General features: G+C 73.7%; 10 protein-coding genes. 4 read left to right on the forward strand and 6 right to left on the reverse strand.

Annotated features, from left to right (window positions below; genetic code table 11):
• Positions 1 to 96: 96 nt before the first annotated feature.
• Positions 97 to 1,473 (reverse strand): transcriptional regulator, encoded by a 1,377-nt coding sequence (locus ACFC1F_RS00660; protein ID WP_376154716.1) that lies wholly within the window; start codon positions 1,471 to 1,473, stop codon positions 97 to 99.
• A gap of 323 nt (positions 1,474 to 1,796) precedes the next feature.
• Here ACFC1F_RS00660 and ACFC1F_RS00665 point away from each other — a divergent pair, with 323 nt between their 5' ends.
• Complete coding sequence (locus ACFC1F_RS00665; protein ID WP_376154818.1) at positions 1,797 to 2,495, forward strand: bifunctional DNA primase/polymerase; 699 nt, start codon at positions 1,797 to 1,799, stop codon at positions 2,493 to 2,495.
• A 499-nt stretch (positions 2,496 to 2,994) separates the two neighbouring features.
• Here ACFC1F_RS00665 and ACFC1F_RS00670 read toward each other — a convergent pair whose 3' ends face one another.
• Positions 2,995 to 3,687 (reverse strand): metal-dependent transcriptional regulator, encoded by a 693-nt coding sequence (locus ACFC1F_RS00670; protein WP_148643301.1) that lies wholly within the window; start codon positions 3,685 to 3,687, stop codon positions 2,995 to 2,997.
• Between the two features lie 221 nt (positions 3,688 to 3,908).
• Between ACFC1F_RS00670 and ACFC1F_RS00675 the strand changes: the two genes are divergently transcribed.
• The 3 genes from ACFC1F_RS00675 (at position 3,909) to ACFC1F_RS00685 (ending at position 6,751) form a co-directional block, all read left to right on the forward strand.
• Positions 3,909 to 4,673 carry an SIS domain-containing protein gene (locus ACFC1F_RS00675; protein ID WP_209412956.1) on the forward strand — a complete coding sequence of 255 codons (765 nt, stop codon included), beginning with the start codon at positions 3,909 to 3,911 and terminating at the stop codon, positions 4,671 to 4,673.
• Between the two features lie 186 nt (positions 4,674 to 4,859).
• Complete coding sequence (locus ACFC1F_RS00680; RefSeq protein WP_209412955.1) at positions 4,860 to 5,768, forward strand: DUF4231 domain-containing protein; 909 nt, start codon at positions 4,860 to 4,862, stop codon at positions 5,766 to 5,768.
• A 101-nt stretch (positions 5,769 to 5,869) separates the two neighbouring features.
• On the forward strand, positions 5,870 to 6,751 hold the full coding sequence (locus ACFC1F_RS00685) for an alpha/beta fold hydrolase (protein ID WP_209413071.1): 882 nt from the start codon (positions 5,870 to 5,872) through the stop codon (positions 6,749 to 6,751).
• 15 nt (positions 6,752 to 6,766) lie between these two features.
• Here the strand turns inward: ACFC1F_RS00685 and ACFC1F_RS00690 are convergent, their stop codons facing one another.
• From ACFC1F_RS00690 to ACFC1F_RS00705, 4 genes are read right to left on the reverse strand one after another with little or no spacing between them, the layout of a single operon-like run.
• Complete coding sequence (locus ACFC1F_RS00690; protein ID WP_376154718.1) at positions 6,767 to 7,732, reverse strand: 2-hydroxyacid dehydrogenase; 966 nt, start codon at positions 7,730 to 7,732, stop codon at positions 6,767 to 6,769.
• 43 nt (positions 7,733 to 7,775) lie between these two features.
• Positions 7,776 to 11,768: an FxSxx-COOH system tetratricopeptide repeat protein gene (gene fxsT / locus ACFC1F_RS00695; protein ID WP_376154719.1), complete on the reverse strand. Its 3,993-nt coding sequence runs from the start codon at positions 11,766 to 11,768 to the stop codon at positions 7,776 to 7,778.
• The gene (locus ACFC1F_RS00700) at positions 11,765 to 11,923 is read right to left on the reverse strand and encodes a hypothetical protein (protein ID WP_376154720.1); all 159 of its coding nucleotides are present in this window, start codon (positions 11,921 to 11,923) and stop codon (positions 11,765 to 11,767) included. The genes fxsT and ACFC1F_RS00700 overlap by 4 nt, the downstream gene beginning before the upstream one ends.
• Positions 11,920 to 13,284, reverse strand: a complete 1,365-nt coding sequence (locus ACFC1F_RS00705; protein WP_209412952.1) for a TIR-like protein FxsC — start codon at positions 13,282 to 13,284, stop codon at positions 11,920 to 11,922. The genes ACFC1F_RS00700 and ACFC1F_RS00705 overlap by 4 nt, the downstream gene beginning before the upstream one ends.
• Positions 13,285 to 13,391: the final 107 nt, after the last annotated feature.

The following is a 13,391-nucleotide window of genomic DNA, read 5'->3' on the forward strand; positions in this document are numbered from 1 at the left end:
CCACGCTACCGGTTCGCCGAACCGGGTGACCACGTGGGCGGTCCATCCCTCACCGGCCCCTCACGTACGCGCCGACGACGCGCCCCCCGCTCCAGGTCAGGCTGCCTCCGCCTCCGCCCGGGCCTGGAACTCGCGGACCACCCGCTGCTCCCGGAACGGCTCCAGCCGCCGCCGGAACTCGTCCAGGTACTCCACGCCCCGGTTGGACCGGAGCCCGCTCAGCAGCCGCACCGCCTGGGCGCCGGTCTCGCAGGCCCGTTCCAGGTCCCGCTGCTGGAGCTGGGCCGTGGCCAGCAGGACGAGGTCGACCGCCCGGCGCCGCACCCTGGTCGGGGGGTGCAGGTCGAGCGCCCGGCGCGCGTAGTGCTCGGCCTGGCCGGCCTGCTCCAGGTCCCGGTGGCAGTGGGCCAGCTCGTCCGCCAGGTAGGCGTCGTCGAAGTGGACGATCCAGTCCGGGTCGTCCTCCGGGCGGCGCCTCTCCATCGCCTCCAGCGCCTTGGCGGCCACCGCCTCGCACGACCGGGCGTCGCCGAGCAGGGCGTGGCCGCGCGCCTCGGCCGCGTAGAACATCGCCATCGCCGTCGGGGTGGCCACCGAGCGGGCGCCCTCCTGCGCGGCACGGGCCAGCTGGGCGATCTCCCGCGGGTTGCCCAGCGTCGCCGCCAGGTGGCTCATCGACGCCGCCAGCACGTACCCGCCGTAGCCGCGGTCGTCGGCGGCCTGGGCGAGCCGCAGCGCCTGGATGTAGTAGCGCTGGGCCAGGCCCGGCTGCCCGGTGTCCACCGCCATGTAGCCGGCCAGTTCGGTCAACCGGGCCACCGCCGCGAAGAGTTGCCGGCCGGTCTCCTCCCGGTACGCGCCGCCCAGCAGGCCGGAGACCACGCTGTTGAGGTAGTGGACCACCACCGGGCGGACGTGCCCGCTGCCGAAGCGGTGGTCGAGGTCGACCAGCATCGCCGTGGTCGCCCGGATCGCCGCGACGTCCGTCGGACCGACCCGCGTGCCGCCGGTACGGGCCACCACCGGGTCGGGCGGGGTGATCAGCCAGTCCCGGCTGGGCTCGACGAGGGCGGAGGCCGCCACCGTCGCCCCGGTCAGGAAGTCCCGGCGGCCGACGTCGCTGCGCCACAGCTCGCACACCTGCTCCAGTGCGGCGTTCAGCGTCGGCGCGAACTGCAGCCCGATCCCGGAGCTGAGGTTCTTGCCGTCCGCCATGCCGATCTCCTCGACCGACACGCTCCGCCCCAGCTTGCGGCCGAGGGCCTCGGCGATCACCGCCGGGGCCTGCCCGCGCGGCTGCTGGCCGCGGAGCCAGCGGGCGACGGACGTCTTGTCGTACCGCAGGTCCAGGCCGTGCTCCGCACCGCACAGGTTGACTCTCCGCGCCAGGCCGGCGTTGGAGCAGCTGGCCTCCTGGATCAGCTGCTGCAGACGCTCGTTGGGCTGTCGTGCGACAAGTGGTCTCGCGGCCATTGGGCTTCGCCTCCCCACACCCTCCGGCCCGGCCGGTGGGCGACGATTCTGCTGATCTGTTGCCGACTGTCCGACCGTCCAAGGAATCTGACACCAGGTTAGCGATCAGCAACGCCACCGGGATACCCACGGTGACGATCCCCACCCCCCGCGCGCCCTGGGAAATGCTCCCGTGCGCCCCCACTGCGCCCACCCCCGTCCACCCGGTCCGCTCCAACTCGGTTGCCTCACCGGTTCGGGTGACATTGCCACCGCGCGCAAGACCCGCCCCCGCCCGGCCGTAACCAGCCTCACGCACGGTAGTTGTGCAGCGCGTGGAAGACATCCCAGACTCCCCCGACCAGGGCGGCACCGCCGGACTGCCCCCGCTGCTCATCGAAGCCGTCGGCTACGCCGAGAGCCGGCACTGGGAGGTCGCGCCGGGCGCCTGGCTGATCGACGGCGACGGGCCGGCCCGCTGCTCCTGCGGCGACGCCCGCTGCCCGATGCCGGGTGCGCACCCGATCGACGCGGACTGGGCGCGCAAGGCGAGCGCCGGCCCGGGCGCGGTGCGGCGCTGGTGGACCGAGCGACCGGAGGCCTCGATCCTGCTGCCCACCAGCCGCTCCTTCGACGTGCTGGACGTGCCGGAGGTGGCCGGCTGCCTGGCACTGGCCCGGATGGAGCGGATGGACCTCCAGCTCGGCCCGGTGGTCGCCGTCCCGGCCGCACCCGGCCGCTCCGGCCGGCGGCTGCACTTCCTGGTGCTGCCCGGAGTGGCCGCCAAGCTGCCCGAGATGCTGCGCAAGCTCGGCTGGCCGCCCGGCCGGCTGGACCTGGTGGCCCGCGGCGAGGGCGACTGGACGGTGGCCCCGCCGTCCCGGGTCGGCCCGACCGGCTTCGCCCAGTGGGCGCGCTCGCCCTCCGCACTGAACCGCTGGCTGCCGGACGCCGCCGAGCTGGTCAGCCCGCTGGCCTACGCCTGCGGGCGCGAGGCGCCGTCGGCCCGCCTCCAGCCGGCCCAGCCGGCGGCGGTCCGCTGACCCCCTGAGCCGGACGGTCCCCCGGCACCGGCCCGGAGGTTCACCGTCCCGTGGACGGCCGCCCTACGCCTATCGGGTGAGGGCGTGCACAGCGCGACACCCCGCGCGCGGCTGACGGGCCTTGTCTCCCACCGGAGACAAGGCCCGTCACACGCATGTGCGGATAAGGCTTCGGTGTACCCGCTGGTCAACGGCGAAAGCCCCTCTTACGAGTGACAACGCTCAAGGATTGCCATGATCTGCCGAGGGGAGAAATTCCACCGTGAGGGGACGCCGGAAGGGGCGCTCGGACGGGGAAGCCGGGCGGGGCGGTCGGGAGGGAACGGAGGGGACGGAGGGGACAGGGAGGGACGGGAGGGAACGGAGGGGCCGTGGTACCGGCCGGGTTCGGGGAGGCCGGTGCCACGGAAGCAGGGAGGAACAGGGAGGGACGGGGAGGACGAGCAGGGCCCGGTGCACGGGGATGCACCGGGCCCTGCTCATTCGACTGCCCGCGGGATCAGGCCTGCGCGACGAAGACGTGCGCGGCGATCTCCTTGCCCAGCTCGGCCGCGGTCTCCCCGCTGCCGACCAGCACCCCGCCGACCCCGGCGGTGACCCGCACCGTCGAGCCCGGCCGGATCCCGGCCCGGCGCAGCGTGCGCATCAGCTCGCCGTCGGTCTGGATCGGCTCGCCGATCCGGCGGACCACGACGTCCGCGCCCGCCTCGCCCGGGCGGACCGTGTCCAGCGGGACGAGCGCCGCGTCGAAGCCCTCGCCCTCGGCCTTGGCGTCGCCCAGCTCGTCCAGGCCCGGGATCGGGTTCCCGTACGGGGACTGGGTGGGGTGGCCGAGCATGGCGAGCACCTTGCGCTCGACCGTCTCGCTCATCACGTGCTCCCAGCGGCAGGCCTCCTCGTGGACCTGCTCCCACTCCAGACCGATCACGTCGACCAGCAGGCACTCGGCGATGCGGTGCTTGCGCATCACCCGCACCGCGAGCCGGCGGCCGTCCTCGGTGAGTTCGAGGTGACGGTCGCCCGCGACCCGGAGCAGTCCGTCGCGCTCCATCCGGCCGACCGTCTGGCTGACCGTGGGGCCGCTCTGTTCCAGACGCTCGGCGATGCGGGCGCGCATCGGTGTGATGCCCTCCTCCTCCAGCTCCAGGATGGTGCGAAGGTACATCTCAGTGGTGTCGATCAGCCCAGACATCGCCGCTGGTTCCCTTCTTCGGTGTCCTCACCGCCAATTCTGACGTACCGCACCGACTGCCGAGCCCGCGCAGGGGCCTCGGGGACCGCATTTCGTTCCTGTTGACAGCGGTACCGGTGAGGCAGCACGGTGCTGGCCGTAGCTTTCTCCATCGGCGGTCTGGACCACCCGGGCCGCCCCACCCGGCCGGCTCCCCCACCGGCAGAGAGCGAAGGCAACAGATGAGCGACCTGGTCGGCCGGTACTTCGACGCCGCGATCGCCCACCTCCAGCGGGTCCGCACGGAGGAGGCCGACACCATCGAGGCGGCTGCCGCGCTGCTGGCCGAGGCGGTCGCCGAGGGGCGCCGGATCTTCACCTTCGGCTCCGGCCACTCCTCACTGGCCGCCCAGGACGTGGTCTACCGGGCCGGCGGGCTCGTCCCGGTCAACCTGCTGGACGTCCCCGGGATGTCCGGGGTGACGGTGATGCCCGCCCCGCTCTCCAGCGCGCTGGAGCGGGTCTCCGGCCTGGCCACCACCACCCTGGACCTCACCCCGGCCACCTCGGGGGACCTGCTGTTCGTCATCTCCCTCTCCGGCCGCCAGGTGATGCCGGTCGAGCTCGCCCGCCACGCCCGGGAGCGCGGACTCAAGGTGATCGGGGTGACCTCGCTGGCGTACCCGGAGCAGGTGCCCTCGGCGCACCCGTCCGGCAGCTACCTCAAGGACCACTGCGACGTCGTCCTGGACAACAAGATCGCGGTCGGGGACGGCGAGCTGACCCACCCGGCCGCCGAGACCTCGTTCGGCCCGGTCTCCACCATCGTGACCAGCGCGCTGATGCAGGCCGTGGTCGCCTCGGCGGTCGGCCGCCTCGCCGACGCGGCGGCGGCCGGCACCGGCGCCACCCCGCCGCTGTTCCGCTCCGGCAACGTGCCCGGCGGCACCGAGTGGAACGCCAAGCAGATGGCCGACAACGCGGACCGGGTCTTCTACACGTACTGAGCCGCGCGCGGCGGCCGCCGCCGGAGGGCCGCGATATGGGACAACCTCCGGCGGCATCCCGGCCAATGCGGCCGGAGCCGGCCCGGGCCAGGCGTACCGGCGCGGCGGGCGGGGCAGGAGAGCGGGTGCGACCGGAGCGACGGGTGGGGGCCGAGGATGGCATCGGGTGCGGGTCCAATGGGAAGAGTGCGCGAGCAGGAGCTGATGCCCGCGCTGTTCTGGTCCGCCGACTCCGCCTCCCTGCAGGGGCAGCGGCGGTCCGTACTGCTCTCCGCGTGGGAGCTGGTACTGCTGGTGGCCGCCGCCGCGTTCGGCTCCGCCGACGGCGCGCCCTGGGCCTGGCCGGCCGCCGCCGCCTACCTCGGCGCGATCGCCCTCGCCCTGGTGATCAGCCGGCAGAACCCGCAGGGCCTCTGGTACGAGGGCCGGGCGGCCGCGGAGTCGGTCAAGACGCTGGCCTGGAAGTTCAGCGTCCGGGCCGACGCGTACCAGCCGCCGCCGCGCAGCCTGCCGGACGCCGAGGGGCTGTACAGCTTCCAGCTCGGCCGGGTGCTGAACGCCTTCCGGGGCAGCCGCGCGGTCGGCGCCGCGGCGGAGGACTCCGGCGCGCGGATCACCGACGCGATGCGCGGCCTGCGCGACCAGCCGCTGGCGGTGCGCCGCGAGGTGTACCTGCGCGAGCGCATCCAGGTCCAGCACGACTGGTACCGGTCGAAGGCCCGCTACTGCGCCCGGGCCGGCTTCTGGACGGGCGTGCTGGGCGTGGTGCTGCCGCTGCTCGGCCTGGTCCTGGCGGTGCTGCGCGCGATGGGCGAGTTCGGCTACGACGCGCTCGGCACCGTCTCGGCGGTGGCCGCCTCGGTCGCCGCCTGGGCGCAGCTGCGCCAGTACCGGCCGCTGGCGGCCGCGTACGGCCTGGCCGCCGACGAACTGGAGCTGATCCGCAGCCAGCTGGCCCAGCTGGACGTGACGTCCTCCGACGCCGAGGAGATCTGGTCCCGGCTGGCCCGCGACGCCGAGGACGCGGTCTCCCGCGAGCACACCACCTGGCAGGCCCGCCGTGAGGTCCGCGGCACGACCGACCGGGACCACTGAGGCCCGGAACCACCGGACCGGGACGGCCGGAGGACCGGCCCCGAACAGACCGGCACCACGGAAGCATCACCCGTACCGAGGAGGCCCGCGTGTCATTACGGATGGTCAAGGCGCCGGACGGCCGCGCCATCGCCGTCGAGACCCTGGGCGACCCGCGCGGCCGGCCGGTGTTCCTGCTGCACGGCATGCCCGGCAGCCGGGTCGGCCCGCACCCGCGCAGCACCGTGCTGTACCGCCTGGGCGTCCGGCTGGTCTCCTTCGACCGGCCCGGCTACGGCGACTCCGCCCGGCTGCCCGGCCGCCGGGTGAGCGCGGCGGCGGCCGACGTGCGGACCATCGCGGACGAGCTCGGGATCGACCGGTTCGCGGTGCTGGGCCGCTCGGGCGGCGGTCCGCACGCGCTGGCCTGCGCGGCGCTGCTGCCCGACCGGGTCAGCCGGGTCGCCGTGCTGGTGGGCCTGGCGCCCCGGAACGCGGCCGGGCTGGACTGGTACGGCGGAATGACCCCGTCCAACATCCGCGCGTACCGGGAGGCCGAACGCGGGCACGACCGGATCGCCGCGGCGATGCGGTTCCGCTCCGAGCAGATCAAGGCCGACCCGGTCCGGCTGCTCAAGGGCCTGCGGCCGGAGCTGACGCCCAACGACCGGGAGGTGGTCGCCGACACCGGGCTGCGGCGGATGCTGCAGAGCAACTACCGCGAGGCGTTCCGGCACGGCGCCGACGGCTGGATCGACGACGTGCTGGCCTTCACCGCCGACTGGGGCTTCAAGGTGCAGGACATCACGGTCCCCGCGTGGCTCTGGCACGGCGCCGACGACCAGTTCTCGCCGGTCGAGCACTCCCGCTGGCTGGCCGACCACATCCCCGGCGCCGAGCTCTTCCTGGAGCCCGGCGCCGCGCACTTCGGGGCGTTCCGGGTGATGACCACCGCGCTGGCCTGGGCGGCCGGCCACACCGCGGCCCCCGGGCGCAGGCCCTGAGCCCGGGCCCGGCCCTCAGGCCCCGACCGGGGTGACCGGCTCCCCGCCGGCCAGCACCGCCAGCACGTTCTCCACCGCGAGCCCGCCCATCGCCTGCCTGGTCCGCACGGTGGCACTGCCCAGGTGCGGGGCCAGCACCGCGCGCTCCTGGGCGAGCAGGGCCGACGGCACCGCCGGTTCCCGCTCGAAGTTGTCCACCGCCGCGGCGAACAGCGCGCCCGACTCCAGCGCGGCGGCGAGCGCGTCCTCGTCCACCACCCCGGCGGTCATCGAGACCACGACCGCCCCGGCCGGGAGCAGGGCCAGCCGACGGGCGTCCAGCAGGTGCCGGGTGGCGGCGCCGAGCGGGCAGGTGACCACCAGCACGGTGGAGGTGGCGAGCAGTTCCTCCAGCGGCAGCCACTGCGCGCCCTCGGCCTTCCCGGGCGGCAGTTCGGAGCGGTTGTGGTAGCTCACCGGCATGTCGAAGGCCCGGGCGCGGCGGGCCACGGCCTGCCCGATCCGGCCCATGCCGAGGACGCCCAGCGGGGTGCCGGCCAGCTCCAGGCCGAGCATGAAGTTCGGGGCCCAGGCCCACGGCTCCCCGGAGCGCAGCAGGCGCTCCCCCTCGCCCAGCCGGCGGGTGGCGGCCAGCAGCAGCGCCCAGGCCATGTCGGCGGTGGCGGCGGTGAGCACGCCGGGGGTGTTGCTGACCAGGACTCCGCGTTCGGCGCAGGCGGCGAGGTCGACGTTGTGGTGGCCGACCGCGTGGTTGGCGACGATCCGCAGGCCCGGGCCGGCCGCGTCCAGGAACGCGCCGTCGACCGCGTCGTCCAGCGTGGTGACCACCGCCGACCGGCCGCGGACGGCGGCCAGCAGCTCGGCGCGCGGCATCGGCAGGTCCGAGTCGTGCAGGGTCGCCGCGTGGTGGGCGGTGAGCCGCTCGATCACCCCCGGCGCGAGGCGGCGGGTGACCAGGACCGGGGGCAGCTGCTCGTTCATAGGTCCCGCAGCGTACCCGCCGGCCCCGGCCGGAACCTCCCCGTCAGACCGGCTGCGGCTCCAGGTCGCGGTTGATCCGCTTCCAGCCGCGCGCCGAGACGGTGTTCGGGTGTTCCTCGCCGAACTGCCGGATCAGCTCGGAGATCGCCTTGGCCCGCAGCTCGGCCGCCTGGGTGTGCCGGCCGGCCGCGCGCAGGGTGACGGCCAGGTTGGCCTCGCAGGCCACCGCGTCCGGGTGCCGGGGCGTGTAGCGGTCGCAGAGGCCCGCGTACGCGGTGCGGCCGAGCTCCTCGGCCCTGGCGATCTGGCCGTCCTCCCCGTAGGCGTTGGCCAGGTTGATCATCGCGTTCAGGGTGTACGGGTGCTCCGCGCCGACGGACTCGGTGAGCCCCTCGACGGTGGCGAGCCCGCGCGCGATGGCGCCCTGGACGTCGCCGCTGCCCCGCAGGTAGATGCCGAGGTTGTTGGCGCAGGCCAGGGTGAACGGGTGCTCGTCGCCGAACAGCCGCCGGTGGCCCTCGAAGACGGTGGTGCAGAGGTCGCGGGCGGCCTCCTTGTCCCCGGAGGCGCTGTGGTCGGCGGCCAGGTTGAGCGCGCAGGCCAGCGCGTCGGGGGCGTCGGCGCCGTACCGCTCCAGGTAGCGCTCGTAGGTCTCCTTGGTGATCCGGCGGGCCTCGGCGAGCTGGCCGGTGCGGCGCAGCGAGACGGCCAGCGACTTGGCGTTGCGCAGGTTCTCCGGAAGGTCGGGGTCGAGCACGTCGCCGAGGTCGTTGGTCACCTCCTGGAGCAGTTCGACCGAGCCGCGGTAGTCGCCGAGTTCGCGCAGGTCACGGGCGAGGTTGGACTTGGTGGAGAGGGTGTACGGGTGGCGCGGGCCGAGGACGGCGGTGCGCCGGTCGAGGGTCTCCTGGTCGAGTTCGCGGGCGGCCTCGCTGTCGCCGACCAGCCGGTAGTCGATCGCCAGGTTGTTGGCCATCGAGAGCGTGCGCGGGTTGTCGTCGCCGAACAACTCGCGGAACTGGTCGAGGATCTCGCGGTCGAGGTCGAGCGCGGCCTGGAACCGGCCGAGGGCCCGCCGGTCGGCGCCGAGCGAGCCGGCCGTCATCAGGGTGTACGGGTGGTGCTCGCCCAGCAGGGCCCGCTGGCGCTCCAGGGTGGCCTCGTCGAGGGCCAGCGCCTCGGCGTAGTTGCCCTGCGAGCGCAGCACGTTGGCGAGCTGGAAGCGCAGCAGCAGGGTCTGCCGGTCGTCCTCGCCGAGCTTGCCGGTCCACTCGGCGTCCAGGGCGTGGCCGAGGTCGCGGGCGCGGTCCAGTTCGCCGCGCTTCCACAGGTAGCGGACGCGGTCGATGAGCAGCTGCCGGGTGTCGGCCTCGTCGCAGTTGTGCGCCTTGGAGGGCGAGAGGTGCGGCCAGATCTCGTCGAAGGCGGGCCAGTTGGCGGGGTCGTCGGTGTCGCCGAGGACGGGCCGGGCGCCGGTGAGGATGCGGTGCACCTCGTGGATGGCGATCTCCTGCTCGTCATCGGTCATCTCGGCCCGGATGACCGCCTGGACCAGCCGGTGCACCTGGAAGCTGTTGGTGCCGGCGTCGACCTTGGCCAGCGCGTACCGGCCGATCGCCTGGATCACCTTGCCCAGCATGAACTTGTCGCTGAGGTCGGCGTCGTACTGGACGAGCGCGCGGATCATCTGGTCGCTGTAGAAGAGGTTCATCGAGATCGGCTCGGGCGCGAAGAACGCGCAGAGCTGGAGCAGCCGCACCGCTGCCGGGGACTGGGTGCGCAGCCGGGCGATCGAGACGTTCCAGGTGGCGCCGACCGGGGTCGGGTAGTCGGCCGGGCGGGCGCCGGCCAGGGCGCGGGCGGCCTCGGCCTGCAGCTGGGCGACGTAGGTGTCGACCGGGGTGCCGGTGGTGTCCAGCCAGGCGGCGGCGACCTCGACGGCCAGCGGGAGGTCCCCGACGGCCTCGGCGACCCGGTCGGCGTCGGGGCGGGAGAGGCCGCGGGCGCGCCGGCAGAGGTGCTCGACGCTCTCGCCGCGGGTGAAGACGTCCACCTCCAGCGCCTCCGCGTGCCCGGACCAGGCCTGGTTGCGGGAGGTGACCAGGATGTGTCCGGAGCCGCCGGGGAAGAACCGGCGGATCTCGGACGGCTCGTCGGCGTTGTCGAAGATCAGCAGCCAGCGTGCGGTGGGCACCCCGCGGCGCAGCGCCTCGCGGGCCGCCTCGGCCGCCTCGGTGACGGAGTCGCCGACCCGCAGTCCGAGCCGGCGGGCCAGGTCGGCCAGGGCCGGGGCGACCAGCTCGGTCTGCTCGGCGTCGATCCACCAGACCAGGTCGTAGTCGGACATGAAGCGGTGCGCGTACTCCAGCGCCACCTGGGTCTTGCCGACGCCGCCGAGCCCGTACAGGGTCTGCGGGGTGGGCAGGACGGCGGCCATGCCGCCGCGCAGCTGGTTGCGCAGCTGCTCCAGGACGGCGGCGCGGCCGGTGAAGGACGGGTTGCGCGGCGGCACGTCCCAGACCTGCGGCTTGCTGCCGGGGAAGCGCGGGCCGGTGCCGGCGGTCTCGGCGAGCGGCACGTCGCCGCGGCCGAGGGCGCGCAGCAGGGTCTGCACCGACTGCGTCTCGTCGCGGCCGACCAGGTCGACCGGGTTGCGGTTGCTGAACGGCGCGGTGAGGCGGACGTCGCCGACCCGGACCGGGACCAGCTGGCGGCGGGTGCCGGACGGGTCGGAGCTGACGACGGACTCCCAGAGCGCGCGGGCCTGCGGCGAACGCTGGTAGGCGGGCGAGAGCACCGCGACCGTCCGGTAGGCGGCATCGATGCCGCGCTCGGTCTCGTGGCGCGGGTCCGAGCCGGCGCTGAGGTCCCTCGGCAGCACCCGGAAGCCGGCCCGGGTCAGGACCGACTCGATCCAGTCCGCCCACATCCGGTCCTCGGGCACGTAGGAGAGGTAGAGGTCGGCCGGCACGGACGGGCGGCGCCGGGTGAAGGCATCCACGTAACGCAGCCGGACCTCCTCGTCGACCGGGGGCAGAGAGGTGACCCGGCCCTCGGTGATGACGCCGGTCAGCCGCTCGCAGGCGGCGAGCATCGAGGTCTGGGTGCCGCCCTGGTCGCCGAAGGTGGCGAGGATCTCCTCGTAGGCGTAGAACGGCCGGTACGGGATCTCCACCGAGCCCCAGTAGTGGGCGAGCTCCTCGCCGTTCAGCCCGGCCGGCAGGCCGTCGAAGCGGATCCGGGCGAGCGCCCGGCCGGCGTCGGCCTTCTCCTTCTCGCCCTCGTCGATGCGCATCGGCACCGGCAGGATGCGGATGCCGCGCTCGCGGTAGCGGTCGTGGATGTGCTGGGCGATCCGGGAGGCGCCGTCGATCGACTGGTCGCTGAGGGTGAAGCAGACGACCAGGTCGTCGGGCATCTGGACGGTGCAGATCTCGGCGATGTCGGAGAGGCCGGTCCGGGAGTCGATCAGCACGTAGTCGTAGCGCTTGCCCATGTCGGCGCGGAGCGCGTCGAAGAACTGCCCGCCGTCGAAGCGGTCGTAGAAGATGTCCCAGTCGAGGTGGGTGACGGCCTCGGAGTAGTCCCGGTTGAACTGGCCCGCGGAGAGGAAGTCCAGGCTGCCGCCGGAGGGGAACATCGGCCAGGAGAGCGACAGCGCGTGCGGGTGGACCCGGGCGAAGTCGAGGTGCCAGCCGTCGGCGTGCTCGACCGGGCGCAGCGCCTCCTCCCGGTACTCGGCGATCAGGTCCATCATGCCGGTGGTTCCGGCCAGTACCGCCGGGTCGAGGAACGGGTGGAAGAACTTGGCCAGGCCCGGTGCCTCCAGGTCCCAGTCGACGGTGAGCACCCGGTAACCGTTGGCGGCAAGGATCCAGGCGGTGTTGGCGAGCGCCATGGTGCGCCCGGTGCCGCCCTTGTACGAGTAGAAGGTGATGATCCGGCCCTGCCGGTCCTGCTCCGCCTCGCGCCGGGCGGCGAGTTCGGCTGCGGTCAGGCCCCCGATCCGGAGGTTCCTGGTGCGGTTGTCACTCATGCGCCCACCTCGCTGCGCTCGGCGGTCGCTTCGCGAAACGCGCAGCCCCCCGTGATTCGCTCGTTCCGCTCGCTCATTGTGCCCACCTCGCTGCGTTCGGCGGTCGCTTCGCGAAACGCGCAGCCCCCGGTGATTCGCTCGCTCCGCTCGCTCATGTGCTTCCTCCCCGGGGCGGTGTCCCGTCGTCCGGGCGTTCGCCTGAGTCGCGTGGTGGCTGGTCGTCGTCGTAGGCGAAGGGTTCGGGCCCGTCCCGCCCGCGCCCGTACCGGAAAGCGTCCCGCAGATTGGGCCGTGGCGGCGGTGGTTCCTCGGGTTCGGTCCTGGTCCGGCCCTCGAAGGCGTACTTGGCCTTCATGGCGGCCCGGGGCAGCGCGTCGTCGAACTCCTCCAGGCTGCCCAGCCCGGGCGGCCCGCCGGTGGCGCCGAGGAAGCTCGGCCGGACGGACCGGTGGGTGAACCGCAGGACCCGGTCGCTGAGTTCGCCCAGCTCGCGGTGGTTCTCCACGCAGTCCGGGTCGTCGAGGTTCCACGGCTCCAGGACGCTCACCCAGGAGCAGTCGGAGCGGTCGAAGCGGCGGACCAGTTCGCTCCACCGCTCGTCCTGGAGCACCCAGCGGTCCAGCAGCAGCAGCCCCGGCGCGACCGGGTCGCCGCCGGCGATGATCGCCTCGGCCTCGCCGTCGAACTCGTGCACGGTGGCCTGGAACCCCAGCTGCCGGGCGAGCCGCACCGCGTGCTCGGCCAGCGGGCGGGAGGCGGCCGGCCGGTACGGGTGCCAGTCGGTGCGCCTGGCGCCGTAGTAGTCGGGGTTGCGGTCGGGCGGCACCTCGCCCCGGTGGTAGGCGAGGACGGAGATCCGCAGCTGCTTGGTGGGCGCGGTGACGTTGAAGGCGCTGGGCTGGGCGTTGAAGTCGAGGCGGCGCCCGACCGGGATCACCGTCTCCTCGGCCACCTCGACGATCCGCCGGGCCAGCCGGTGCACGGCCAGCTCGTAGGCGGACCGGAAGTAGCTGAGCTTCATCAGCGCGTAGAGGCCCTCGGTGGCGTAGTCGGGGCCGAAACTGGCGTGGTTGAACTGGAGTTCGCTCGCCACCTCGGGCAGTTTGTAGCGGCTCATCGGCGCCCAGAGCACCGGCACGATGCCGCTGGTCCGCTCCGAGTCGAGGTTGGCCGGGTAGACCGGCCGCTGGGTGAAGGAGTGCCACTCCTGGCCGCACGGGAGGCTGTTGAAGTACCGCGGCGAGTAGAGCGGCACGAAGACCCGGCAGGTGGCCAGCTCCTCGGAGAGCCGGTCGGCCCACAACTCCCCCTGGTGCATGGACTCGTCCATGAACCCGACCGGTACGCCCGCGGGCACGGTGGTCAGTTGCAGCACGGCCTCGCAGAGGTCGCGATACAGCTGTCGCACCCAGTGGTTGGGATCCCCGGCGCCACGCGCGCCGGCCTTCGGGGTGTGGGCGTAACTGAGGAAGAAGTACGGCCGGGCGGCTTCCTCGTCCCAGCCATGGTCGTTCACACGCGCCTCCCCCTGGCCCGCCGGCAACCTCTTTCCCGCGAGTCCCCGTACGCGGGGCTTCAGTGTAGGAACGACTGAGGGTCCAATGGAATAGCACAGCGGGCCAT

Origin of the sequence: Kitasatospora sp. NPDC056181 (genome assembly GCF_042266225.1) — a bacterium.
In the GTDB taxonomy this organism is placed as follows: domain Bacteria; phylum Actinomycetota; class Actinomycetes; order Streptomycetales; family Streptomycetaceae; genus Kitasatospora.

Bases quoted from the DNA above. Each gene is read 5' to 3' on its own strand.
- ACFC1F_RS00690 (WP_376154718.1), bottom strand. From the start codon at position 7,732: ATGAACGAGCAGCTGCCCCCGGTCCTGGTCACCCGCCGCCTCGCGCCG.
- fxsT (WP_376154719.1), bottom strand. From the start codon at position 11,768: ATGAGTGACAACCGCACCAGGAACCTCCGGATCGGGGGCCTGACCGCA.
- ACFC1F_RS00675 (WP_209412956.1), top strand. From the start codon at position 3,909: ATGAGCGACCTGGTCGGCCGGTACTTCGACGCCGCGATCGCCCACCTC.
- ACFC1F_RS00700 (WP_376154720.1), bottom strand. From the start codon at position 11,923: ATGAGCGAGCGGAGCGAGCGAATCACCGGGGGCTGCGCGTTTCGCGAA.
- ACFC1F_RS00670 (WP_148643301.1), bottom strand. From the start codon at position 3,687: ATGTCTGGGCTGATCGACACCACTGAGATGTACCTTCGCACCATCCTG.
- ACFC1F_RS00685 (WP_209413071.1), top strand. From the start codon at position 5,870: ATGGTCAAGGCGCCGGACGGCCGCGCCATCGCCGTCGAGACCCTGGGC.
- ACFC1F_RS00660 (WP_376154716.1), bottom strand. From the start codon at position 1,473: ATGGCCGCGAGACCACTTGTCGCACGACAGCCCAACGAGCGTCTGCAG.